This window comes from Klebsiella sp. SYXHC3 (assembly GCF_057196925.1).
This window is the reverse complement of record NZ_JBXUNG010000002.1, coordinates 240,543-265,594: the sequence shown is the minus strand read 5'-3', so window position 1 is coordinate 265,594 and position 25,052 is coordinate 240,543. Positions and strand designations below refer to the sequence as shown.

Genomic DNA, 25,052 nt, shown 5'->3' with positions numbered 1-25,052 from the left:
TGGTGACAAGGCGTCTGTATTGCTCACAAAAGTACTCCCCGAATAGCGGGAATATGCCCCCCGCCTCTCCCGCGCGGGGAGAGGGGGTCAGGCATCGTGCTTATTATTCGACAGAGACGTTATCGAAGTGGTGTTTGCCAAGCGGATCAACCACATAGCCTTTGACTTCTTTACGCACTGGCTCGTAAACGGTGGAGTGAGCAATGATCAGCGCCGGAGCCTGGTCATGCATCACTACCTGAGCCTGTTTGTACAGTTCAATACGCTTGTTGTGGTCGTCGGTGGCGCGTGCCGGTTGAATGAGGTCTTCAAACGGCTTATAGCACCAGCGAGAGTAGTTAGAGCCGTCTTTCGCCGCGGCGCAGCTGAACAGGGTCGCGAAGAAGTTATCCGGATCCCCGTTGTCGCCGGTCCAGCCCATCATCACGGTCTGATGCTCGCCCGCTTTCGCACGTTTCAGGTACTCGCCCCACTCGTAGGTGACTATCTTGGCCTGTACGCCGACTTTCGCCCAGTCGGCCTGGATCATTTCAGCCATACGGCGCGCGTTCGGGTTATACGGACGCTGTACCGGCATTGCCCACAGGTCGATGGTGAAGCCTTTTTCCATGCCCGCTTCTTTCAGCAGCTGCTTCGCCTTCTCAGGATCGTAGGTGTAGTCTTTAACATCATCGTTATAGCCCCACATGGTCGGCGGGATCAGGTTCTTCGCCGACTGGCCTGCGCCCTGGTAAACGGCTTTGATGATCGCTTCTTTGTTCACCGCGTAGGTCAGCGCCTGGCGAACTTTGACGTTATCCAGCGGTTTTTTCTCGGTGTTGAAGGAGAGATAACCCACGTTCAGACCCGGCTGTTCCAGCAGGTTGATGTTTTTATCTTCCTTCATGCGCGCGATGTCAGCTGGATTCGGATACGGCATCACCTGGCACTCGTTTTTCTGCAGCTTAGCGTAGCGTACGGAAGCGTCCGGAGTGATGGAGAAGACCAGACGATCGATCTGCGGCTTGGTGCCCCAGTAGCCCGGGAAGGCTTTATACAGAATGCGCGAGTCTTTCTGATACTGCAGCAGCTGGAATGGACCGGTACCGATTGGGTTAAGGTCTACTTTTTCCGGGGTGCCGGCTTTCAGCATGTTGTCGGCATACTCTTTCGACAGGATAGAAGCAAAGTCCATCGCCAGGTCAGCGAGGAACGGCGCTTCCGGGCGAGTCAGCACGAACTGGACGGTATTATCGTCCACTTTCTTCACTTCGCTAATCAGGTCCTGCAGGCCCATCCCTTCGAAGTACTCATAGCTGCCGCCAGAGACTTTATGGTACGGGTTTTTGTCATTTTTCTGGCGGTCAAAGGAGAACACCACGTCGTCGGCATTCAGCTCGCGCGTTGGTTTAAAGTCTTTATTATCCTGCCACTTCACGCCTTTACGCAGGTGGAAGGTATAGGTTTTACCGTCCTCGCTGACATCCCACTTCTCAGCAAGACCAGGAATAACTTCAGTCGTACCGGTTTTGAATTCAACCAGACGGTTATAAATAGGCACCGAACTGGCGTCATAGGTGGTACCCGAGGTGAAGAGCTGTGGGTTAAAGCCTTCCGGCGAACCTTCAGAACAATAAACCAGGGTTTTAGCTTGTACGCTTGCGGCAACGGTCATGGCGACCAGGCTCAGACCAAGCTTCAGCATCCCTGACTTTTTCAAGGAAATACTCATTATTCTGCTCCAAAACTGTGATGTTGTTTGCATATAGCCGCCAGACCTTTATTTATTTTTTACCCGGTCTGGTCGGTGGTGCCCGAAGGCGTTGAGAGAGATGGGGATTCCGTTCGCTAAAACGACTGAGTTGCAGTACGGATTCTCCATGAAATGCCCCTCATGCCGTACAATCTGTCAACAGAATGGTTAAACGTCAATACAGCTAACCGGGTTTTGCGTCAGGGGTGAGAATCGGTGGGCAAAGATTAAAAAAACTTGGTGGCGCTATTTTCAGCAGAGAAATTTATGCTAGCGGCCATAAGCCAGAATAAACCCCTTAATAGTTTGCAACATCTGGTGATAAACAATTCTTAAAAATGGTGAAAATTTCTTCCTATGTGACCATTATGTGAGCGATTAATAGCGCGAACGTTAAAACGCACAGCGGAAAATGCTGTAGTTAGCCATAAGCTTCGCGAAAAAAGATCTGTTCATCGATAAAAAAATGCAATGGAAGATGTCACAAAACAGCGAACAGCTGGCGAGATACGCGGGGAAATGCGATTTTTGTGATTATGGCGGGGTTTTCGCCCCGGCTTGCGCTGCGCTGAGCCGGGCTACCGAGCGGGCTATGCGCTGTGCGAATGTAGCCCTGATAAGGCGCTTGCGCCGCAATCAGGGAAGCGCTCGAGTCGAACCTCCCCCCCGGAGGTTCTCATCCTCTTCGGGCCGCAGATGCAAAAAAGCCTGCTCATTGAGCAGGCTTTTCGAATTTGGTCGGTGATAGAGGATGACTTGCCACTTCGTGGCTCGCCCTACGGGCCGTTGCTGACGCAACGTTCTCTCGCTACGCTCGAGTCGAACCTCCCCCCCGGAGGTTCTCATCCTCTTCGGGCCGCAGATGCAAAAAAGCCTGCTCGTTGAGCAGGCTTTTCGAATTTGGTCGGTGATAGAGGATTCGAACCTCCGACCCCTTCGTCCCGAACGAAGTGCGCTACCAGGCTGCGCCAATCACCGAATGCGGGGCGCATCTTACTGCTGGGATGCCCCCCCGTCAATGCCTTATTAGCAAAAAATCAATCAAGCGGCGAGAATCTCGCCACTACTGCTATTCCTTCGCCGCTTTCGCCGCTGCCGGCACGCGACACCAGTTGTTGTTCTCATTAATCCCACCATCCGGCGAGGTATAACCAAGACAACCCATAATGGTGTCATACAGCTCAACGTGACGGTGCGGAACCTTCATTGCCGCCTGCTGCTTAAGGCGCGCAAAGGAGGCGGCGTGATCCGGATTCGCCAGATATTTATCCGACATCCAGACCATCATCGGCACGCGGAACTGCTCCGGCGGCGCCATCATACGCGGCGTGCCGTGCAGATGTTCGTGTTCATTAATCGACTCGCCGTGATCGGCGGCGTAGAACACGATAGCCTTTTTATCCCGCAGTTGGTCCAGCACGCTGACGATAAAGTGATCCACATAAGTGACGCTGTTATCGTAGGAGTTAATCAACTCGGCCTTCGAACATTTGCTGTCCACCCCTACACATTCTGGTTTCCACTGCGCAAAGCTGCGTGGATATCGCTGGGTATAGTTAAAATGCGACCCCTTGGTATGGAGAATAATCAGACGCTTGCCGCTCGGGTTTTGCTCCATGCCGCGCTTCATTTCATCGACCAGCAGCATATCATCCACGTTCTTGCCGCGGTTGTGCGGCTCGGCGCCGATCTGCTCGCGATAGGCGATATTGTTGGCCATCGTATTGCTGTAGAACCACATCTCGCTCTGCATCGCGTACAGGTCGCCGGCAAAGCCTAACTGGTGCAGAACAGCAAACACATTCTGCTCTTTCAGCGTCCGCTGCGGATTATCATCCGCCCCGCCCTCGCGCACGAACATACAACGCAACGACAGCTTGGTGGCGGTATCGCAAGAGGTGCCGCGGAAGGCGACAAGATTCTTCTCCTGCGCCAGCTTCGGCGTGGTATTACGGTTATAGCCGAGAATACCCATATGATCCCAGCGGGTGGTCTCGCCGATAATAAACACCACATAAGTATCATCAAGATCCTGCGGCGCTACGTAGGTGAATTTTTTCGCGGGGTTAATCAGCGACTTATTATCGGACGACTCATCCACCTGCGCCCAGGCGTACAGCCCGAGCGCCGACAGCCAGTTAGAAGGCAGGTAAGAGTTGGCAATCACGCCGCCGTAGCTCGGCATATCGACTTCTGAATTGCGCTCGACGTTCTTCTGGCGCACTTCCAGCAGGCGAATCGGCCCCCAGACCATCAGCCCGGCCAGCACGACTATCAGGATATTTTTCGCCCGCTGACCTGGCGTTTTCACCTGCTGTAGCAGCGTCTTACGGCAGCGGTTGCTCCAGATAAGCAGTAGCGGTAAAGCGCTAACCGCGGCCAGCCACAGGATCAGATGCCAGCCAATGACCTCTTTCGACAGGTCAATATCGGTGGTCATCACCGAAGCGATAATACCGTAGCCAATGACCACGTTGAGGAAGGTCATGTAATAGCTTGCCGCCGCGGAAAACAGCACCACCAGCGTCGCTAATATGCGCCATACCCGGCGGCCGAATAACGACAGCAGGCGCAGAAGGAAGAAAGTAACCAGAACCGTCGCTACCAGTTCCACCAACCCGGACAACCCTTTCCAGACGGTAAACTCTTGAGCGTAGCCATCGAAGCGGCGGAAAAACACCGCGGCGTTCATAAACCAGCCGATGTACAGCGCAAGCCAAAAACTTAGCTTCTGCTGCGACATCGTTTTAATGTATTTCATGCAAGCAAACCTGGGAAACGAAGAGATGAAACCGCCCTGTTTAAAACGATATAAACAGGAAGATTAATTAAGTGCGTCTGGGTTGGTTATCGGAAACCTCTACAAAGCGCGCTAAGTAGACCACAGCAAATGGCAAAAGTATCCGGAGAGAATGTGATTCAGCCAGATATTTACAAAATATCTGGCTGGTAAGGCATTATTAGCTTAGGGAGGGCGACGCTATCAGGCGTGTGCTTGATGATAAATTTCGCTTTTCGGCTGGCGAATAGTGGTGGAGAGCGCCAGCGACAAAATCAGCAGAGCGAAGATGACGCAGAAGGTGACATAGAAGCCGCCGAACACGGAGGCAATCAGCGAACCGCAGATACTACCAATACCGAAGCCGAGGTAAATCACGCCATAGTTTTTCGCCAGATTATTGAGGCCGAAGAATTCGCTCACCAGCGACGGGAAGACGGTAATGGTGCCGCCGAAGTTAAAGGCCACGCAGGCAATCGCCGCAAAGAAGGTCATTGCATTCAGCGGGGCGAACAGCAGGGCCGCCATACCGACCAGAGAGACCACCTGACCGATAGTAATCACGCGGATACGGGAGATCTTATCAGACAGGATGCCCAGAACCAGACGGCCGCTCAGGTTGGCGATAGAAATCACGGTAACCGCATTCGCCGCCGTCGCCACGTCGAGATGTACCATGCCCTGCGCGATATCTTTGGCGACGCCAATCACATACAGGCCGCTCATGCAGGCCGTCAGGAACATCACCGCCAGCATCCAGTACTGTGGTTTACGCATGGATTCAGCGAGGGTGAAATCATTTTCGACAACGCCGTTCGCGGTGGTCGTCGCGGGATGATTAGGCGCATCTTTCATCAGCATCGCGCCAAAGACAATCATCACCAGCACGATAGCGCCCCAGATAACAAAGGTTTTTTCCAGCCCGACCGTCGCCAACAGGTGACTATCGATAAATTTAAAACCGAGGCTGCCAAGGCCATAAGCGCCAATCGAGAAGGCGGAAATCAGACCTTTACGCTCCGGGAACCACTTCACGCAGTTCGACAACGTCAGCAGATAGCCTGCGCCGTCCGCCAAACCGACCAGCAGGCCGGCGCTCAGCCACAGCATCATCAGGCTGTTGGCATGGGCAGTGAGGAAAAAGCCGGCGCCCAGCAGAATGCCGGAGGCCATGGTGACGCGTTTCACGCCAAAGCGTTCCTGCAATTTACCGGCAACGGAAGAGGATAATGCCAGCCCGAGACTTAACAGGCCGAAGGAAAATGCCACCTGGCTTACTGGCTCGTCCAGTTTGTTGGCCAGAGAACTATTAAACAAACTCCATGTATAAACCGATCCCAGTGCGAATTGCGTAATGATCGTGCCAATCAGCGTGAGCCAACGGGTATATTGAGTGTTTGCAGCGTTCATAGCAGATGTCCTGAAGGATTAACTGCCGCCACAATACCCAAATCCCCAAATCCGGTGGGGGAAAACGGCATGAACTGCCATCAACGAGGAATGAAATGCATTTATGGCGGAATGAATGGCATTGCAAAACATTCATTCCCTAAATTTTCACCAACAAGTTAGTGTGCGCTATCTCACAGAAACGCGCCGTTACTGAGATTTAACAATAACGACTGCGTTTCAAATGCGTAACAAAATCATTTAGAAATTGGCGCTGACCCCCATCAGATACAGCGTATTTTCCCCCGATGGCACATTATCTGCCTGCGAAAGCGTGGCCCATGCCGCCAGATGCGAACCCAGCGGCATATCGGCGCCCAACGTGACGTCGCCCCAGCTACCGTCTTTTCCGCGGCTAATCGACGCATTGTTATCGACAGAAATAGACTGGTTATAGCTTACCTGCGCCCATGGATGCACGCCCCACAGTTGCTGATAATCCATACGCCAGCCGAGCGTGTTGACGTAAATACCTTCGCCCGCGCGACGCGTCGCTGGCGGCGGATTGAGATCGCTACGCAAGCTGGCAACCGGCCCGGAGGTCACGCCGCTGGCCAGTGAATAGTTCCATCCCACGCTCATGCCGTGACCTAAATCGGGCGGCGACAGCGCCTGATTTAACGCCAGCCCTGCGGGCGCTTCTGACGCTCTCATACGCTCGGCGAGAATATCTTCATAACGCGGTTGGTGATCGCTATCCCATGTATAGCGTTCGGACGTATTACTTTTTGTATCGTTAGCGATATATTCCTGTTGCCAGGCATAAGCACCTGAAACACACGACACCCAGATAGTGATGCACGCCGGGATCAACCCACCCCGGAGGCCATTGCATTTCTTTATTATCATTAATGCGACTCCAAAAGAGCCGAATCGGCAATGTTGCTGTGTTTTTATACTCAAAATAATTCGAGCTGCCGCCCACTTCTACGCAACTTGAAGTATAAGGAGTTGATGGGAAGTGGTTTCCCTGTATTAACTATTATCTTTATCTTTCAGCCGTCAAGGCGGATGAAAAAGTTTTCTGACGAAAGGGAGAGAAACATGCAACGTTGCGGATGGGTAAGCCAGGATCCTCTTTATATCCAGTATCACGATAACGAATGGGGAGTCGCCGAGAGAACGCCGCAAAAGCTGTTTGAAATGATCTGCCTCGAAGGCCAGCAGGCGGGGCTCTCGTGGATCACGGTTCTGAAAAAACGTGAAAACTATCGTCAGGCCTTTCACCAGTTCGACCCGGTTCGCGTAGCGGCCATGGATGAAGCGGACGTCGAGCGCCTGCTGCAGGATGCGGGCATTATCCGCCATCGTGGGAAGATCCAGGCCATCATCGGCAATGCGCGGGCGTTTCTCGCCATGGAAGCCAACGGTGAAGCATTCAGCGATTTCGTCTGGTCGTTTGTCGATAATCAGCCGCAAATTACCCATGCGGCGACGCTCGCCGAAATCCCCACCACCACACCAGCCTCCGATGCGCTATCTAAGGCGCTAAAAAAGCGCGGCTTTAAATTTGTCGGCTCCACTATCTGTTATTCATTTATGCAGGCCTGCGGGTTAGTCAACGATCATGTGACCGGCTGCTGTTGCTACCCCGGGAGACCAGCATGATCCAAAAATGGGATGCCACGGAGACCGGCCCGCTACTCGAGTTATGGCTGGAAAGCACGATTTACGCGCATCCGTTCATTGCTGAAAGCTACTGGCGGGAAAGCCTGGAAGTTGTGCGCGATGTCTATCTTCCCGCCGCCGCCACTTGGGTGTGGCAGGAGAATGACGCACTGAAAGGGTTTATCAGCGTGATGGATTCGCGCTTCGTCGGGGCGCTTTTCGTCGCCCCGCAAGCGATCCGCCACGGTATCGGCCGCGCGCTGCTTGATGAGGTCAAGCAGCACTACGACTGGTTAAGCCTGGAGGTCTATCAGAAAAACGTGCGGGCGGTAAATTTCTACCACGCGCAAGGTTTCCGTATAGAAGACTGCGCATGGCAGGACGATACCCAGCACCCAACCTGGATTATGCATTGGCCGGCGGATCAAATGCGCTAAGCGCCAGCGCGGGCCCGTCATATTTTTCCAGCCATGCCAGCGCCGTATTCCCAGCGCAACCATTGCCCAGACGCGAGGTCGGAATATCTTTCGTCAGCACGTTCACCGCGCCGTTTTTGCATATGCCGGCATCGGGGTCGATATCCGGCCACGCGCCTTCATGCAGGCAAATCACCCCCGGACGAATACCTTCCGTGACCACCGCGCCGGCCAGTACCTGACCACGTGAATTCCACACCCGCACCAGATCGCCGTCGGCGATATTGCGCGCCTGGGCGTCCAGCGGATGGATAGTCAGCGGTTCGCGCCCGGCGACGGCGTAGCGTTCTCGCAGCGAAGTCTGGTTCAACTGGCTATGCAGGCGGTGCGCCGGGTGGGCGGAAAGCACCTGTAGCTGACCCGCCGCGGCGTTGCCGTGCCACTCGTCAGGTTCGAGCCACATCGGGTGCGGCGGACAATCGGCATAGCCAAACCCGGCAATGGTCGGCGAGTGAATTTCAATTTTTCCGCTCGCGGTTTTTAACGGGTTAGCCTGCGGGTCTGCGCGAAATGCCGCGAAGCGGGAGAAACGGGCGTTATCCGGGTTTTCCGGCATTTCAATTAGCTGGTTCGCTTGCCAGAATTCGGCAAACGGCGGCAGCGTCACTTGCTGCTGCGCCCCACGCTGGGCGGCAATCTGGTAGAAGGTCTCCAGCCATTGCAAATCGTTTTTTCCTTCGGTGAAGCGTTCGCGGCCACCCGCCTCCCAGCGTTCGCTCAGATCGGCAAAAACATCGAAATCGTCGCGCGCTTCATCGCGCGGCGCGACCACCCGCTTCATCGGCACCAGATGCTGATTGCTGTAGTCGCCGGTCATGGTCAGATCGTTACGCTCAAACGAAGTGGTCGCCGGTAAGACGATATCAGCATGGCGCGCGGCGGCGGTCCAGAAGCATTCGGAAATCACAATCAGCTCCGGCTTCTGCCAGGCCTGAATCAGGCGGTTGGTATCCTGATGATGGGTAAAGTTGGCGCCGCCCGCCCACCAGATAAAGCGGATGTCGGGAAAGCGCCGCGTCATCCCGTTGTGCTGATAGCTTGCGCCGGGGTTTTCCAGGGCCTCAACGATGCGGGCAACCGGGATTTTTTCCACCGCGTCTACGCCGCCCGCTACACTGCCCTGCATGGAGGCCAGCACTGCGGCGCGGCGCGTGGGGTTGCCGCCGTTGGCAAAGTGGTAAGAAAGACCAAAACCGCCGCCGGGCGTGCCAATCTGCCCCAGCATCGCCGCCAGCGTCACCAGCATCCAGTGTTTTTGCTCGCCAAACTGCTGGCGCTGCATGCCCCAGCCGGACATCAGCATGGTGGTGTTTTCGTGGAAAAGTTTCGCCAGTTCGCGGATTTTATCCGCCGCTACGCCGCAAATTGCCGCCGCCCATTCGGCGGTTTTGGCGACGCCATCGCTTTCACCACTCAAATAGCGGGCGAAAATGTCATAACCGCTGGTACAGCGGGCGAGGAATTCATCGTCCTGCCAGCCATGCTCGACCAGGGTATGGGCGATCCCCAGCATCAACGCGACGTCAGTGCCCATATGTGGCGCGATCCATTCCATCGATTCGCCAAAGAAATCAACGCTTTCCGATCGCATAGGATCGATACAGATCAGCCGCTTGCCGCTCTGGCGCAGGCGATCAAACCAGGGGATCCCTTGTTCATCCGAGGCGTTCCAGGCGATTTTCAGCGTATTCAGCGGATTAGCGCTCCACAACACCACCACCTCGCTGTGCTCCAGGATAAGCGGCCAGCTGGTTTGCTGTTGATAAACTTCATTACCGCCAACCACATAAGGCATGATCGCCTGCGCCGCGCCGGTTGAATAATCGCCGAGGTGTCCGGTATAGCCCCCGGCAAGACTCATATAGCGCTGCAGCAGGGTTGCCGCCTTATGCAACACGCCGTTAGAACGCCAGCCATAGGAACCAGCGAAAATCGACTGCGGGCCGTAGCTTTCGCGGATCCGTCGATGCTGGGCATCAATCAGATCAAGTGCCTGCTCCCAGCTTACCCGCACGAATTCATCCTGGCCGCGTACGCCCTGCGGCTGTTGCGGCGAGGCGAGATAGCCTTTTCGCACCATCGGATAGCGAACGCGAGTTTTACTATGCACCTGTTCGCGCACCGCCGTTTGCAGCGAGTTGGCGAAGGGGGTGTCCAGCGCGCCGCGGGACGAAATCACATTTTCACCATCCGTCTCTACCAGCATTGGCCCCCAGTGGGCCGCGGTTAAGATGGTTTTAGTTGCAGATGAAGTTGGCAAAGCAGGCTCCTGGGTCAGCGAATGCAGGTGTTGTGACGGTTTGTTAGTCAACCGTTCAATGTTACTTACAAAAAGAGATACCCTACGGGGAATTTTCTCCGTATTCGGACGTCATAATCAACCGTCACGCTTGCGGTGGCAAAGAATAAAAAGGATTAAGGAAATAAGATGAAAAAACGCGTACTCATGATTGCTGCTATCGTTAGCGGCACACTGGCTATTTCTGGTTGTACTACCAACCCTTATACCGGCGAACGCGAAGCGGGAAAATCCGGCATCGGCGCGGGTATCGGCTCCTTAGTAGGCGCAGGCGTCGGCGCGCTCTCCTCTTCCAAGCATGACCGCGGCAAAGGCGCGCTGATTGGCGCAGCGGCAGGCGCGGCGCTAGGCGGCGGCATCGGTTACTACATGGACGTGCAGGAAGCGAAACTGCGCGAAAAAATGCAGGGAACCGGAGTCAGCGTGACGCGAAATGGCGATAACATCGTGCTCAACATGCCGAATAACGTCACCTTTGACAGCAGCAGCGCCAACCTGAAACCTGCAGGCGCCAACACCCTGACCGGCGTCGCGATGGTACTGAAAGAGTACGAGAAAACTGCCGTTAACGTCGTCGGCTACACCGACAGCACCGGCAGCAACGATCTGAACATGCGTCTGTCGCAACAGCGTGCCGACAGCGTCGCCAGCGCGCTCATCACTCAGGGCGTAGCGGCCAACCGTATTCGCACTACCGGCATGGGCCCGGCGAACCCGATCGCCAGCAACAGCACGGCGGAAGGCAAAGCGCAGAACCGTCGCGTGGAAATTACCCTCAGCCCGCTGCAGTAATCTTCTCGTTTCCGGCCCGGCAGCCTCCCTGCCGGGCAAAATGCTTGATATCGCTATTTTTCGCGCTAAGGTGTTGGCAGATTTTCAGCAGAGGAAGCCATCATGGCGAAAGCGGCGCGAGCAACCATCAGCGACGTGGCGAAAGCCGCGAAGACCGGTAAAACCAGCATTTCACGCTATCTCAACGGCGAAAAGCATCTGCTTTCCGACGATCTGCTGGCGCGGATTGAAAAAGCGATTGCCGAGCTCAACTACCGTCCCAGCCTGATGGCCCGTGGCCTCAAACATGGCCGTACCCGCCTGATTGGCCTGATCATCGCCGATATCACCAACCCTTACTCCGTGAACGTGTTAAGCGGGATTGAAGCCGCCTGCCGCGAAAAAGGCTTCACCCTGCTGGTGTGTAATACCAACAACGAGGTCGATCAGGAGCTGCATTACCTTGACCTGCTGCGTAGCTATCAGGTTGAAGGGATTGTGGTTAATGCAGTCGGCATGCGCGAAGAAGGCCTCAACCGCCTGCAGCAATCCTCGCTACCGATGGTGCTTATCGACCGTAAAATCCCCGATTTCGCCTGTGATGTCGTGGGGCTGGATAACACTCAGGCCGCCACCACCGCCACCGAACATCTGGTGGAAAAGGGTTTTGAAGCGCTGTTGTTTTTAAGCGAGCCAATCGGCTCCGTAAACACCCGCCGCGAGCGCCTGGACGCCTTTCGCGCGACCCTACAGCGCTATGCTGGCGTGGTGGCGGAAAACGCCGAGGTGCCGCTCAACGACGGCGCCATGATGGATAACGTCCTGCGCCAGTTCCACGCCCGCCACCGCGGAATGCGCAAAGCGGTGATTTCCGCCAATGGCGCCCTGACGTTACAGGTCGCCCGTTCACTGAAGCGCGTTGACCTCATCTGGGGCAGCGATATTGGCCTGCTGGGCTTCGATGAGCTGGAATGGGCGGAGCTGGCGGGCGTCGGTATTACCACCCTCAAACAGCCAACCTGGCAGATTGGCTATGCTTCGGTCGAACAGGTCGTCAGGCGTATCGAAGGCGGCAGCGACCCCATCTGCGAGCGGGTCTTCTCCGGCGAGCTTATTGTCCGGGGATCAACGTCTCGTTAACGATTCATCGTGATGACGATCATAAATTAAACATCCTGGCCTTTTCTTTGGAACCGGTACCATCTAGCGTAATAGGGAGTTAAGCCCCACCACGCCAGGAGTTTGTTCAATGGCCAGAAAAATCATTGTCGTCACCGCCGCTTATGGCAACGACCACGTTAAAGCGCTTGGCGGGCAGTCCGCCGTATTACCCTTTATCGCCGGTTCCGGCGCCGATGGCGTGGAAATTCGCCGCGAGTTGTTCAGCGCGGCGGAACTGAAGCAGTTGCCGACGCTGGCGGCCGACATTGAAAAACAGGGGCTGCTGGCCTGCTACTCCGCGCCACAAGCGCTGTTCACCGACAACGGCGAGCTCAATCCCCATCTCCCGTCGTTACTTGAAGAAGCGCAAACCCTCAACGCCCTGTGGCTGAAGCTCTCCCTCGGTCATTTCATCCATAACCAACAGCTGGAGACGCTGCGCGACATTCTGAGCGCCAGCGGCATGGCGCTGGTGGTGGAAAATGACCAGACCGATTGCGGCCAACTGGCGCCAATGCAGCGCTTCAAAGCCGCCTGCCGGGTCCATCAGATGCCGGTGACGCTGACTTTCGACATGGGAAACTGGCTGTGGGTCGGCGATTCGCCGGAAGAAGCCGCGCGCCATCTCGCCCCCGCTGTCAGCTATATTCATGTGAAGGCGGCGGAGCCTCATCATGAGAAGTATCGCGCCGTCCCACCGGACCAGGCGGACGCTCGCTGGCTGGCGCTGCTCGATAACCTGCCCGCCGACGCGCCGCGCGGTATTGAATTCCCGCTGGTCGGCGACGACCTGACCGCCGTCACCCGCCATTACGTTGATCTGTTACGCGAGGATTAAGCCATGGAAAACTTAGATGTCATTACCATTGGCGAAGCCATGGCGATGTTTGTCGCCACCGAAACCGGCGAACTGGCGGAGGTTGAACGCTTTATCAAACGCGTCGCCGGCGCTGAACTGAACGTGGCGACCGGCCTGGCGCGCCTGGGGCTGAAGGTGGGCTGGGTGAGCCGCGTCGGCAACGATAGCTTTGGCCGCTTCGTGCTGAATTCGCTGGCCAAAGAAGGCATCGACGCGCGCGGCGTGGCCGTTGACGAGCGCTACGCTACCGGCTTCCAGATGAAATCTAAAGTCGAAAATGGAACCGATCCCATCGTGGAATATTTCCGTAAAGGATCGGCTGCCAGCCATCTGTCGACGGAAGATTTCCGCGCTGATTACTTCACCAGCGCCCGCCATTTGCACTTAAGCGGCGTCGCCGCCGCGCTGTCCGACAGCTCGTATGCATTGCTGGAACATGCGGCCAGGGTGATGAAAGCCGAAGGGAAAACCCTCTCATTTGATCCAAACCTGCGCCCGGTACTGTGGAAAAGCGAAGCCGAGATGGTGGAGAAACTGAACCGCCTCGCCTTCCAGGCTGACTGGGTTTTGCCAGGCTTAAAAGAGGGCGTGATTCTTACCGGCCAGCAGACGCCGGAAGGTATCGCTGATTTCTATCTGTCGCGCGGCGTTAAGGCGGTGGTGATTAAAACCGGCTGCGACGGCGCATGGTTCAAGACCGCCAACGGCGAACAGGGCGCCATCGCAGCTATTAAAGTCGACAATGTGGTAGACACCGTCGGCGCGGGTGATGGCTTTGCCGTTGGCGTAATCAGCGCGCTGCTGGAAGGCAAAACGCTGACGCAAGCCGTGAACCGCGGTAACAAAATTGGCTCGCTGGCCATTCAGGTACAGGGCGATAGCGAAGGGCTGCCCACCCGCGAAGCGCTGGGCGAATAATCTTTTCACCTAAAACAGCCGTCCTGTACCCTACATGCAGCGCGGCACAGCAGCGCCCGTCCCGGCGGGCGTATGTCACCTCATTGACAGAGGCAAGCCTATGAACAGTTCAACAAATGCAGCAAAACGTTGGTGGTACATCATGCCTATCGTGTTTATCACGTATAGCCTGGCGTACCTTGACCGCGCCAACTTCAGCTTTGCATCGGCCGCGGGCATTACCGAAGACCTTGGCATCACCAAAGGCATCTCATCGCTGCTTGGCGCCCTTTTCTTTCTTGGATACTTCTTCTTCCAGATCCCAGGAGCGATTTACGCTGAACGCCGCAGCGTGCGTAAACTTATCTTTATCTGCCTTATCCTGTGGGGCGGCTGCGCCTCGCTAACCGGCGTGGTGCATAACATCCCGGCACTGGCGGCCATCCGCTTTATCCTTGGCGTGGTGGAAGCGGCGGTCATGCCGGCGATGCTGATTTACATCAGTAACTGGTTCACCAAATCAGAGCGTTCACGCGCTAACACCTTCCTGATCCTCGGCAACCCGGTCACCGTACTGTGGATGTCGGTCGTATCGGGTTATCTGATCCAGGCCTTTGGCTGGCGTGAAATGTTTATCATTGAAGGGATCCCTGCTGTGATTTGGGCCTTCTGCTGGTGGGTACTGGTGAAAGACAAACCGTCGCAGGTGAACTGGCTGGCGGAAAGTGAAAAAGCGGCGCTGCAGGAACAGCTGGAGCGCGAACAGCAGGGCATCAAAGCGGTACGTAACTATGGCGAAGCCTTCCGTTCACGCAACGTGGTGCTGCTGTGTATGCAATATTTCGCCTGGAGCATCGGCGTGTACGGTTTCGTACTGTGGCTGCCGTCAATCATCCGCAGCGGCGGCGAAAACATGGGGATGGTCGAAGTAGGCTGGCTCTCTTCAGTACCCTATCTGGCGGCAACGATTGCGATGATTGCCGTCTCCTGGGCTTCCGATAAGATGCAGAACCGTAAGCTGTTTGTCTGGCCGCTGCTGCTCATTGGCGGGCTGGCGTTCATCGGCTCCTGGGCCGTCGGCGCCAACCATTTCTGGGTCTCTTATACCCTGTTGGTGATCGCCGGCGCGGCCATGTATGCCCCGTATGGCCCGTTCTTTGCGATTATCCCGGAGATGCTGCCACGCAACGTCGCCGGCGGCGCGATGGCGCTGATCAACAGTATGGGAGCGCTGGGTTCTTTCTTTGGTTCGTGGTTCGTCGGCTATCTCAACGGCGCAACCGGCAGCCCGTCCGCCTCGTACATTTTCATGGGTGTGGCGCTTTTCGCCTCGGTATGGCTTACTTTAATTGTTAAGCCTGCTAAGAATCAAAAACTTCCGCTTGGCGCTCATCACGCCTGAACTACTTACGCTACGGAGATTCGCATGAAGCCGTCTGTCATTCTCTATAAAACGCTCCCCGACGATCTGTTACACCGTCTGGAGGAACACTTTTCCGTCACTCAGGTGAAAAACCTGCGTCCGGAAACCGTTTCGCAGCACGCGGAGGCTTTCGCCCAGGCGGAAGGTTTACTGGGTTCGAGTGAAAAGGTTGACGCCGCGTTACTGGAGAAAATGCCGAAGCTGCGTGCGACCTCTACCGTGTCCGTCGGCTACGACAATTTTGATGTCGATGCGTTGAACGCGCGCAAGATTTTGCTGATGCATACGCCGACCGTGCTGACCGAAACCGTCGCCGATACGGTGATGGCGCTGGTGCTGAGCACCGCGCGTCGGGTGGTTGAGGTCGCTGAACGCGTGAAAGCGGGCGAATGGACCAGGAGCATCGGGCCGGACTGGTTCGGCTGCGATGTACACCATAAAACCCTGGGCATCGTCGGCATGGGCCGCATTGGCATGGCGCTGGCGCAGCGCGCCCACTCCGGTTTCGGCATGCCGATTCTGTATAACGCTCGCCGGCAACATCCGCAGGCGGAAGAGCGCTTCAATGCGCGCTACTGCGATCTCGATACCCTGTTACAGGAAGCGGATTTCGTCTGCCTCATTCTGCCGCTGAGCGAAGAGACCCACCACCTGTTCGGCGAAGCGCAGTTTGCCAAAATGAAATCTTCCGCCATCTTCATTAACGCCGGGCGCGGTCCGGTCGTTGACGAGCAGGCGCTGATTGCGGCGCTGCAGGCCGGTGAGATCCACGCTGCCGGTCTTGACGTCTTTGAACATGAACCACTGGCAAAAGATTCGCCGCTGCTGACGCTGCCGAACGTGGTCGCGCTGCCGCACATTGGTTCCGCCACCCACGAGACCCGCTATAACATGGCGGCCTGCGCGGTAGATAACCTGATTGACGCATTGAACGGCAAGGTTGAGAAGAACTGCGTGAACCCGCAGGTGAAGTAAGCGAGGAAAGCAGAAGCCCGGCCGGCGGCGCTTACGCCGTCAGCCGGGAGAACAGCGATATACCGATTAACGCGTGGCGTTAACCGCCGCCGTCCAGGCCTGATTAAAGGCCTGATGCTGAGCGGCCAGCGGAGCAATCAGCGCATTGTACTGGCTTGCCTGCTGAGACGTCGGGAACTGAATACCGTTAGCCACGAAGCTCACCTGCGTCCCCTGCTGAGCGACAAAATCACCCACCTGGACCAGTTGCTGAGTAAAGACCTGCGCGGCCGGAATCAGCGGCTGCAGCGCATTCGCCGGCGCCGTCACGACTTTATTAAACACCTGGTCATAAACCGGCTTAAGATCGTCAGCCTGCTTCAGCGCGCCATGCGCGGCATCCGCCTGCATTTTAGCGTTTTCCAGCTGCTGGCTCAGCACGCCCAGCGCGCCGTTAGCCTGCCGCAGCGGCTCACGCTGAGTGGTATAATCCTGCGCCACGCGAATGGCGTTAACGCTATCAACCACCGGGCGCAGACCCGCATCCATCGCCTGGCTGACCTGCTGTGAATAAGCGTAAATCACCGCATAATCGGACACGAAGGGGCCGAACTGTTTTTTCTGATCGGCGGTCAGCGTAGGCAGACGTTCGCCACTACGCATCGCCGTATTCTGCAGGAAGTCGATGAACGCTTTGCGCTGATCGCCTTCTTTATCAAAACACCCACTCAGGCTAACCACCATTAATATGGCCGCAACGGCCGCAAACCAGCGAGAGCAGGACTTTCCTGTCGCCATTTTTTTACTCCTTCAGCCAAAAAAAGCGCAAACAGGCACACGCGTGCCAGACGCAGACAAGGATAGTCCAGGACGGCCTTGCAGGATACCCTTTCCTGATAATCTTACCGCGGAAAATACCCTTTTTCCCCTCCCCGGCGCCAGCCAGGCCCGCTGTTAAGTTCATCACATTTAACGCGATAACGTAACCCGCAAAAATAGTAAATATCTTTTTGATTTAATTAAAATTAATAAAATTTTCAGCGAAGTAATTGGACAAAGCGGACGATAATCGCACGCTTCCTGAAGGCGGCGCATTGTCTACAGGCAGGTTCAATGGTTTGATTAATGAGCGATTAACGACGTTGTGTTCGATTATCGCACAAACAACATCAATGACAGCGAGGGAGACTATAACAATACCTCTGTCCCCCGCTCAGCCTGCCAGGAATGCCGTATGAAAAAAACAACCATCGATATTCAGGCTTTTATCAACGAACATCCATTCACCAAGTACCAATGGATGATTCTCGCCTTATGTTTTATTACCGTCGCGATGGACGGATTTGATACCGCGATTATTGGTTTTATCGCCTCAGACCTGGTACAGGAATGGGGTGTTGAAAAATCCGCGCTGGGTCCGGTAATGAGCGCCGCTCTGGTCGGGCTCGCCGTCGGCGCGCTGACGGCCGGGCCGCTCGCCGACCGTATTGGCCGCAAGAAAGTGCTGATTATGTCGATCCTGGTGTTCGGCGGCTTTAGTTTGTTAACCGCGTTTGCCAGCAGCCTTAACCAACTGACATTATTGCGCTTCCTCACCGGATTGGGCTTAGGCGCGGCAATGCCGAATGCCGCGACGCTAATGAGCGAATATGCTCCGGAACGCCGCCGCGCGCTGATGGTAAACCTGATGTTCGTCGGCTTCCCAATGGGGTCATCGCTGGGAGGCTTTCTGTCGGCCTGGATGATCCCGCATTATGGCTGGCAAAGCGTGCTGGTGCTTGGCGGAGTGATGCCGCTGCTGCTGGCCGTGGCGTTAATGTTCCTGCTGCCGGAATCCGCTCGCTATATGGTCGTGAAGCGACAGCCGGCGCAGCGCATCGCCGCTATCCTGAAGCGTATCGCGCCGTTGCCGGATGCGGTTGAATTTGAGCTACGTGAAGCAGGCCAGGTGAAGGAAAAGTCAGCCATTGGCGTGATTTTCTCCCCGCGCTACGCCGTGGGTACCGTGATGCTGTGCCTGACCTATTTTATGGGATTGCTGATTTTCTATCTGCTGACCAGTTGGCTGCCGCTGCTTATCCGCGAGACCGGCGCCTCGATGAGCCAGGCTTCTATCATCACCGCCCTGTTCCCGCTCGGCGGCGGGATTGGCGTGCTGATCCTCGGCGCGCTAATGGATAAGATCAACCCTAACAAAGTGGTTGCCGTCGGCTGGCTGCTCACCGGCGTCTTTGTTTGCCTGGTGGGCTTCTCAACCAGCAATCTGCTGTTGATGGGGGTAATGGTGTTTATCGCTGGCAGCATTATGAACGGCGCGCAATCATCAATGCCGGCGCTGGCTGCCGGGTTCTATCCAACCCAGGGCCGCGCCACCGGCGTTGCCTGGATGCTGGGTATCGGCCGCTTCGGCGGGATCCTCGGCGCCTTCAGCGGCGCTTTCCTGATGCAGGCGCAATTGTCGTTTGAGACCATCTTCACCATGCTGGCGATCCCGGCGTTTTTATCCGCTATCGCTCTGCTGGTGAAATACAAAATGAGCCAGCGCCAGCCAAGCGTCAGCGAAAATGACAGCAAGAATTTACAAAAAGCCTAATCAATCCAGCCAGCGCTCTGCGCTGGCTTTTTCTTGCCGCTAACCATCATTTACATAAATTTTCCAAAGCTGCTGACACTCTTAGTAATCATCCCCTTAGCTTTTACGCACGCCGCTTTTCCAGGTGATTAACGAAACCACGCCGACAAATAATCACTTCGGTTATTATTTTCCTTGCTTTTGCGACTATTCTTAAATGGCTCGATGTATTTTCCTCTCCGCAGTGAGACAGAATAGGAGCTCTCAATGGAATATAAAGATCCCGTATTTGATTTGTTGAGTAACCTGGAACAGATTGTTTTTAAAGACCAGCCGCAAACGGCTACGCACGCCCGTACCCCAAGCGTTTTTAATGAATTCGAACGGCTGCGTAAGGGCACAGGCCTTAAGACAGATGATTTCGCCAATGCTATGGGCGTCAGCGTCGCGATGGTTGAAGAGTGGGAATCGCGACGGGTAAAACCTTCATCCACGGAGCTCAAATTGATGCGCCTGATGATGGCCAATCCCCAGCTCTCAAGGCAGCTAATAGATTGAAAAACTGGTTTACTATCTTCTTTTGGTAACGGTCCTGATGCAGGGCCGTTTTATATCCTGATGAAAAAAAGTTTGCTATCCGACTGAGAACATGCGTTAATGCTCGCAGGTTTGATGTACAGACCACAGAGCAGTCGAATAGAGCAGTCCTTCAAAGGTTATCCATTAGATATCCCCGTAGTGAACTTTCCCTTTATCGCTTTAAATCTGTAGTCCAGACCACTACGCCGCAAGGCTCACTAATTTTTTTAAAGGTAATTCACTATGTCCGGTAAAATGACTGGTATCGTAAAATGGTTCAACGCTGACAAAGGCTTCGGCTTCATCACTCCTGACGATGGCTCTAAAGACGTGTTCGTACACTTCTCTGCTATCCAGAACGATGGCTACAAATCCCTGGACGAAGGTCAGAAAGTTTCCTTCACCATCGAAAGCGGCGCTAAAGGCCCGGCAGCTGGCAACGTAACTTCTCTGTAAGTTCAAGCCGCTAAGAATAATAAATCCCTGCCTTATGGCGGGGATTTTTTTTATCTGTCGTCAACAGGCGCCATCAGCAGATGGCGCCTGTTGTCATTCAGAGGGCGGCAAAATGCCAGCCCGTTTCCCTCCACTCCAGACAATGGGTCAGCTTCAGACCCTGTAAAAATGCCTCGTCATGCGATACCACCAGCATCGCGCCGGGAAACGTCGCCAGCGCGCTTTCAATTGCCTGGGTCGACGCCAGATCGAGGTGATTGGTTGGCTCATCCAGCAGCAGCAATTGAGTTGAGTCCCGCCGCCAGAGCACGCAGGCAAGCGCCGCTTTCAGGCGTTCGCCGCCGCTTAACGCCGCCAGCGGAAGACTGACCTTGTCAGCTCCCAACTGGAGCTGCGCCAGACGGCTACGCAGTACTCCCTCATCCAGTGGGGTATCGCCCAGGTTAAGGTGCGCCATCACCGACAATGATAAATCCAGCTGCGTCAGATGCTGATCGAGATACGCCGCACTCCCCGACAGCCGGACGTCGCCAGCGGTTGCCTGCTCCAGCCCCATCAGGGTTTTCAACAATGTTGTTTTGCCACAGCCGTTTGGCCCCTTTAGCGCGATGCGCATCGGGCCATCCACCCGCCAGTCGAGCGGCGCGGGGGATGAGTGAGCCAACTGCAGCGATTCCAGCACCAGTACCTGCTTGCCGGCAGCCACTTCACTGCCAGGCAGTGTGAACATCACCGGATCATCTTCTTCTACCCGCTCCCGTGCCTGATGCACAGCGGCATTCAGACTACAATTCTGTTCGCGATGCTGACGGCGCAGCGTGCCAGGACGCTCTTTTGCCGCCCCTTTGTACTTCACACGCTCGAAAGAGGCGATATTCAACGTATCGACGGTACGCAGCGTCTGCGCCGAACGCCGCTGGGCCGCATCATGCTCCTTTTGCATCCGCGCCCGGGTGCGCCGCCGTTCGATTGCGGCATGTTCCAGCGCCGAGCGGGCAGCCTGTTGCTCCGCTTCACGTTGCTGCTGATATTCAGCATAATTGCCGCCGTAGTTGCGCAGCGCCGCCGGCGTCAGCTCAATAATCCTCGGCATCAGGGCCAGCAATTCACGGTCATGGCTGGCGATTAAGGCCCCGCCCCGCCAGAGTTTCAGCTGTTGATACAGCCACTCACGGCCCTGACGATCGAGATGGTTGGTGGGTTCATCCAACAGCAGATAGTCCGCGCCAGAAACGAATGCGCCGCACAGTAGCGCCTTCATTCGTTCGCCGCCGCTGAGCGAAAAGGCAGGACGATCGGCGGCGAATGCCGGGAGCCCGGCATCGCAGAAGGCTGAACTCAGGCGGTCGGGCAGATCCCAACGGCCATCTAACAGTCCGAAGTCATCTGCCAGCCCTTTTCCCTGTTCAAGGCGGGACAGGGCGTCGAATAGGGACGCATAACCCAATAGCGAGGCGACGGTTGTCCCGGCGGTGAGGGTCGGCTGCTGCGCCACCCAGGCAACGGTGGCTGACCGTTCAATATGCCCGCCGGAAGGAGAATCAAGGCCCGCCAGCAGACGCAACAGGCGTGTCTTGCCAACGCCATTTCGCCCGACAAGGCCGCAAAGCAACGGTTCCAGCGATAAATTCAGCGGGCCAAAAAGCGTCTGTCCCGTCGCGAACTGACAGGTGACCTGATGTAAAACAAAAGAGGGGGTGTGGGCACAATGAGCCATAAGCACTCCTGAATGAAATCAATACTCCCCTACCCGCAGCGTTTGCGAGGTAAGGCGTGAAATTCATCAGTCGTGTTTGTTCATTTGTCGTGTGCGCTCCAGTGAGACGAGGGATTCGTCGGGGCATAGGATAGCCAGGCCCGAGCCTGGATTTCAAGATTATTTTTTCACCATTGCGATAAGGCAAAAAAAAGCCTGCCGGATGGCAGGCTTTTGACCTTTCTCGAGATAGTTACTGCAGCAGTGAAATATCCGCAACCTGCAGGAACAGCTCGCGCAGTTTGGACAGCAGCGTCAGACGGTTGATGCGGACATCTTTGTCTTCAGCGTTAACCATCACATTTTCGAAGAACTCATCAACCGGCTCGCGCAGCGCAGCCAGCTCAATTAGCGCATCCTGATAACGGCCTTCGGCGAAATAAGGCTGCAGTTTATCACGCAGCACCACCAGATTACCGGCCAGCTTAATTTCCGCCGCTTCTTTCAGCACCGAGGCATGAACGATATCGTTCAGGGTCTCGTCAGATTTCGCCAGGATGTTGGATACGCGCTTGTTTGCCGCCGCCAGGGCGGAGGACTCTTCCAGCGTACGGAAGTGCGACACAGCCTTCATGCGCGCATCGAAATCCGCCGGGCGGGTCGGACGACGCGCCAGTACCGCCTGGATAGTGTCAACACCGTAGCCTTCGTCCTGATACCAGGCACGGAAACGGCCCAGCATGAAGTCGATGACGTCATCAACGACGTTGGCGTTAGTCAGTTTCTCACCATACAGACGCACCGCTTCTTCGGTCAGCGTTTGCAAATCAAGATTCAGGTTCTTCTCAACGATGATACGCAGTACGCCCAGCGCGGCGCGGCGCAGCGCAAACGGGTCTTTATCGCCTTTCGGATGCTGACCGATACCGAAGATACCCGCCAGAGTGTCCATCTTGTCGGCAATAGCCACCGCGCAGGCAACCGGGTTAGACGGCAGCGCATCGCCGGCAAAACGCGGCTGATACTGCTCGTTCAGCGCGACCGCAACATCTTCCGCTTCGCCGTCATGGCGCGCGTAGTGCATCCCCATCACGCCCTGCGTGTCGGTGAACTCGAAAACCATGTTGGTCATCAGGTCGCACTTGGACAGCAGGCCCGCGCGGGTCGCATGGTTAACGTCAGCGCCAATTTGTTCGGCAATCCAGCCCGCCAGCGCCTGAATACGATCGGTCTTATCGCGCAGGGTACCCAGCTGCTGTTGGAACAGCACGGTTTCCAGACGCGGCAGGTTATCTTCCAGACGTTTTTTACGGTCGGTATTGAAGAAGAACTCGGCATCGGCCAGACGCGGACGAACGACCTTCTCGTTACCGGAGATGATCTGCTGTGGATCTTTGGACTCGATATTCGCCACGAAGATGAAGTTCGGCAGCAGTTTGCCGTCGTTTGCATAGACCGGGAAGTACTTCTGGTCGCCCTTCATGGTGTAAACCAGCGCTTCGGATGGCACCGCGAGGAATTTCTCTTCAAACTTCGCCGTCAGCACTACCGGCCATTCGACCAGCGAGGTCACTTCTTCCAGCAGACTTTCGCTCAGGTCAGCATTACCGCCAATCTTACGCGCCGCCGCTTCAGCATCCGCTTTGATTTTGGCTTTACGCTCGGCGTAGTCGGCCATCACTTTACCGCGCTCCAGCAGAATCTGCGGATACTGGTCGGCATTGTCGATGGTGAATTCCGGCTCGCCCATAAAACGGTGCCCGCGGATGATACGGTCGGAAGCGATACCCAGAATGGTCGCCGGGACAACCTGATCGCCCAACAGCAGGGTCACGGTGTGAACCGGACGCACAAAGTGAACGTCAGAAGCGCCCCAGCGCATCAGTTTCGGGATCGGCAGCTTAGCCAGCGAGGTCGCAACCATGTTCGGCAGCAGCGTTTGCGCGCTTTCCCCCTTAACGTGGGCGCGATACAACAGCCATTCGCCTTTATCGGTGGTCAAACGTTCAGCCTGATCGACGGTAATACCACAGCCGCGCGCCCAGCCTTCGGCCGCTTTGCTTGGTTTACCTTCAGCGTCAAACGCCTGGGCAATGGCCGGGCCGCGTTTTTCGACTTCACGATCCGGCTGCGAGGCGGCCAGATTCGCCACTTTCAGCGCCAGACGGCGCGGCGCGGCAAACCATTCGACGGCGCCGTGCGCGAGGCCAGCGTTGTCCAGTTCCGCAGTAAAGTTGGCAGCGAAGGATTCAGCCAGGCTGCGCAGTGCTTTTGGTGGCAGCTCTTCGGTGCCGATCTCCACCAGGAAAGTTTTCTCAGACATGGCCGCCTCTTATTTGTCTTTGTTGCACATCGGGAAGCCAAGGGCCTCACGGGAAGCATAGTAAGCTTCTGCCACTGCTTTAGTCAGGGTGCGGATACGCAGAATATAGCGCTGACGCTCGGTGACGGAGATGGCTTTACGCGCATCCAGCAGGTTAAAGCTATGGGCGGCTTTCAGAATACGCTCGTAGGCTGGCAGCGGCAGCGGAGTTTCCAGCGCCAGCAGTTGCTGCGCTTCTTTCTCGTACTGCTCGAAGCAGGTGAACAGGAAGTCTACGTCCGCATATTCAAAGTTATAGGTGGACTGTTCCACTTCGTTCTGGTGGAAAACGTCGCCGTAAGTGGTTTTACCCAGCGGGCCATCGCTCCAGACCAGATCGTATACGCTGTCCACGCCCTGGATGTACATCGCCAGACGCTCCAGGCCGTAGGTAATTTCGCCGGTGACCGGTTTACACTCCAGCCCGCCAACCTGCTGGAAGTAAGTAAACTGCGTCACTTCCATACCGTTAAGCCACACTTCCCAACCCAATCCCCAGGCGCCCAGAGTCGGGTTTTCCCAGTTATCTTCAACGAAGCGGATGTCGTGGATAGTCGGATCCATACCCAGCTCTTTCAGAGATCCGAGATACAGTTCCTGAATGTTGTCCGGGGACGGCTTAATCACCACCTGGAACTGGTAATAGTGCTGTAAGCGGTTCGGGTTTTCGCCATAGCGGCCATCGGTCGGGCGACGAGAAGGCTGTACGTAGGCGGTCGCCATCGGCTCTGGCCCCAACGCGCGTAAGCAGGTCATTGGGTGGGATGTGCCGGCGCCGACTTCCATGTCCAGTGGTTGAACAATGGTGCAGCCCTGACGAGCCCAGTAATCCTGTAAGGTCAGGATCAGGCCCTGGAAGGTCCTGGTATCAAACTTTTGCATATTATTTCGTGCTGGATACGTGTGGATTTAAAGGAAGGGATCAGTATACCCGCTGGCTGCGAGATATACAGTATGAAACGGCCTTTGTTTAGCGAAA

General features: G+C 55.8%; 20 protein-coding genes, 1 tRNA gene and 1 other RNA gene. 11 read left to right on the top strand and 11 right to left on the bottom strand.

Going from position 1 to position 25,052, the window contains the following annotated elements; genetic code table 11:
* Positions 1–103: 103 nt before the first annotated feature.
* The 6 genes from dppA to AC2CGP_RS08235 form a co-directional block, all read right to left on the bottom strand.
* Positions 104–1,711, bottom strand: coding sequence for a dipeptide ABC transporter periplasmic-binding protein DppA (gene dppA / locus AC2CGP_RS08260; RefSeq protein ID WP_015369230.1), 1,608 nt, complete (start codon positions 1,709–1,711; stop codon positions 104–106).
* Positions 1,712–2,467: 756 nt separating this feature from the next.
* A non-coding RNA gene (locus tag AC2CGP_RS08255) (RtT sRNA) lies at positions 2,468–2,599 on the bottom strand.
* Positions 2,600–2,633: 34 nt separating this feature from the next.
* A tRNA-Pro gene (locus tag AC2CGP_RS08250) sits at positions 2,634–2,710 on the bottom strand.
* 91 nt (positions 2,711–2,801) lie between these two features.
* Positions 2,802–4,493 (bottom strand): kdo(2)-lipid A phosphoethanolamine 7''-transferase, encoded by a 1,692-nt coding sequence (gene eptB, locus AC2CGP_RS08245; protein ID WP_047038023.1) that lies wholly within the window; start codon positions 4,491–4,493, stop codon positions 2,802–2,804.
* Between the two features lie 222 nt (positions 4,494–4,715).
* Complete coding sequence (locus AC2CGP_RS08240; RefSeq protein WP_015369227.1) at positions 4,716–5,921, bottom strand: L-lactate MFS transporter; 1,206 nt, start codon at positions 5,919–5,921, stop codon at positions 4,716–4,718.
* 240 nt (positions 5,922–6,161) lie between these two features.
* Positions 6,162–6,746 carry an autotransporter outer membrane beta-barrel domain-containing protein gene (locus AC2CGP_RS08235; protein WP_163359247.1) on the bottom strand — a complete coding sequence of 195 codons (585 nt, stop codon included), beginning with the start codon at positions 6,744–6,746 and terminating at the stop codon, positions 6,162–6,164.
* A 258-nt stretch (positions 6,747–7,004) separates the two neighbouring features.
* On the opposite strand from AC2CGP_RS08235, the gene tag reads away from it, so the two are divergent.
* Both tag and AC2CGP_RS08225 read left to right on the top strand, forming a co-directional pair.
* Positions 7,005–7,568 (top strand): DNA-3-methyladenine glycosylase I, encoded by a 564-nt coding sequence (gene tag, locus AC2CGP_RS08230; RefSeq protein ID WP_042893598.1) that lies wholly within the window; start codon positions 7,005–7,007, stop codon positions 7,566–7,568.
* The gene (locus tag AC2CGP_RS08225) at positions 7,565–8,005 is read left to right on the top strand and encodes an N-acetyltransferase (protein ID WP_015369224.1); all 441 of its coding nucleotides are present in this window, start codon (positions 7,565–7,567) and stop codon (positions 8,003–8,005) included. Before tag ends, AC2CGP_RS08225 begins: the two co-directional genes overlap by 4 nt.
* Here AC2CGP_RS08225 and AC2CGP_RS08220 read toward each other — a convergent pair.
* Entirely contained in the window at positions 7,974–10,304 is a 2,331-nt protein-coding gene (locus tag AC2CGP_RS08220; protein ID WP_045359246.1) for a molybdopterin guanine dinucleotide-containing S/N-oxide reductase, read from the bottom strand. The two genes, AC2CGP_RS08225 and AC2CGP_RS08220, sit on opposite strands and share 32 nt — an antisense overlap.
* Before the next feature lie 168 nt (positions 10,305–10,472).
* Between AC2CGP_RS08220 and AC2CGP_RS08215 the strand changes: the two genes are divergently transcribed.
* The 6 genes from AC2CGP_RS08215 to ghrB all read left to right on the top strand — a co-directional run bounded on the left by AC2CGP_RS08215 (position 10,473) and on the right by ghrB (position 16,429).
* The gene (locus AC2CGP_RS08215; RefSeq protein ID WP_015369222.1) at positions 10,473–11,135 is read left to right on the top strand and encodes an OmpA family lipoprotein; all 663 of its coding nucleotides are present in this window, start codon (positions 10,473–10,475) and stop codon (positions 11,133–11,135) included.
* Between the two features lie 102 nt (positions 11,136–11,237).
* A complete protein-coding gene (locus AC2CGP_RS08210) occupies positions 11,238–12,254 on the top strand; it encodes a LacI family DNA-binding transcriptional regulator (protein ID WP_015369221.1) in 1,017 nt (338 codons plus the stop codon).
* A 109-nt stretch (positions 12,255–12,363) separates the two neighbouring features.
* Positions 12,364–13,113, top strand: a complete 750-nt coding sequence (locus tag AC2CGP_RS08205; RefSeq protein WP_020077714.1) for a sugar phosphate isomerase/epimerase family protein — start codon at positions 12,364–12,366, stop codon at positions 13,111–13,113.
* Positions 13,114–13,116: 3 nt separating this feature from the next.
* Complete coding sequence (locus tag AC2CGP_RS08200) at positions 13,117–14,052, top strand: sugar kinase (protein WP_032715299.1); 936 nt, start codon at positions 13,117–13,119, stop codon at positions 14,050–14,052.
* Positions 14,053–14,152: 100 nt separating this feature from the next.
* Complete coding sequence (locus AC2CGP_RS08195) at positions 14,153–15,433, top strand: MFS transporter (protein ID WP_015369218.1); 1,281 nt, start codon at positions 14,153–14,155, stop codon at positions 15,431–15,433.
* 24 nt (positions 15,434–15,457) lie between these two features.
* Positions 15,458–16,429, top strand: coding sequence for a glyoxylate/hydroxypyruvate reductase GhrB (gene ghrB, locus AC2CGP_RS08190; protein ID WP_213759468.1), 972 nt, complete (start codon positions 15,458–15,460; stop codon positions 16,427–16,429).
* A gap of 66 nt (positions 16,430–16,495) precedes the next feature.
* Here ghrB and AC2CGP_RS08185 read toward each other — a convergent pair whose 3' ends face one another.
* Positions 16,496–17,206 (bottom strand): DUF3053 domain-containing protein, encoded by a 711-nt coding sequence (locus AC2CGP_RS08185; RefSeq protein ID WP_015369216.1) that lies wholly within the window; start codon positions 17,204–17,206, stop codon positions 16,496–16,498.
* A 436-nt stretch (positions 17,207–17,642) separates the two neighbouring features.
* Here AC2CGP_RS08185 and AC2CGP_RS08180 point away from each other — a divergent pair, with 436 nt between their 5' ends.
* The 3 genes from AC2CGP_RS08180 to cspE all read left to right on the top strand — a co-directional run bounded on the left by AC2CGP_RS08180 (position 17,643) and on the right by cspE (position 20,015).
* On the top strand, positions 17,643–19,001 hold the full coding sequence (locus AC2CGP_RS08180) for an MFS transporter (protein ID WP_142689342.1): 1,359 nt from the start codon (positions 17,643–17,645) through the stop codon (positions 18,999–19,001).
* Between the two features lie 246 nt (positions 19,002–19,247).
* The gene (locus tag AC2CGP_RS08175) at positions 19,248–19,538 is read left to right on the top strand and encodes an HTH-type transcriptional regulator (protein WP_015369214.1); all 291 of its coding nucleotides are present in this window, start codon (positions 19,248–19,250) and stop codon (positions 19,536–19,538) included.
* A gap of 264 nt (positions 19,539–19,802) precedes the next feature.
* Entirely contained in the window at positions 19,803–20,015 is a 213-nt protein-coding gene (gene cspE / locus AC2CGP_RS08170; RefSeq protein WP_000014594.1) for a transcription antiterminator/RNA stability regulator CspE, read from the top strand.
* Between the two features lie 97 nt (positions 20,016–20,112).
* On the opposite strand, the gene AC2CGP_RS08165 is transcribed toward cspE, so the two are convergent.
* The 3 genes from AC2CGP_RS08165 to glyQ all read right to left on the bottom strand — a co-directional run bounded on the left by AC2CGP_RS08165 (position 20,113) and on the right by glyQ (position 24,955).
* Positions 20,113–21,732, bottom strand: coding sequence for an ABC-F family ATP-binding cassette domain-containing protein (locus tag AC2CGP_RS08165; protein WP_213759469.1), 1,620 nt, complete (start codon positions 21,730–21,732; stop codon positions 20,113–20,115).
* A gap of 232 nt (positions 21,733–21,964) precedes the next feature.
* Positions 21,965–24,034, bottom strand: coding sequence for a glycine--tRNA ligase subunit beta (glyS, locus tag AC2CGP_RS08160; protein WP_015703776.1), 2,070 nt, complete (start codon positions 24,032–24,034; stop codon positions 21,965–21,967).
* Between the two features lie 9 nt (positions 24,035–24,043).
* A complete protein-coding gene (gene glyQ / locus AC2CGP_RS08155; protein ID WP_015369211.1) occupies positions 24,044–24,955 on the bottom strand; it encodes a glycine--tRNA ligase subunit alpha in 912 nt (303 codons plus the stop codon).
* Positions 24,956–25,052 lie beyond the last annotated feature (97 nt).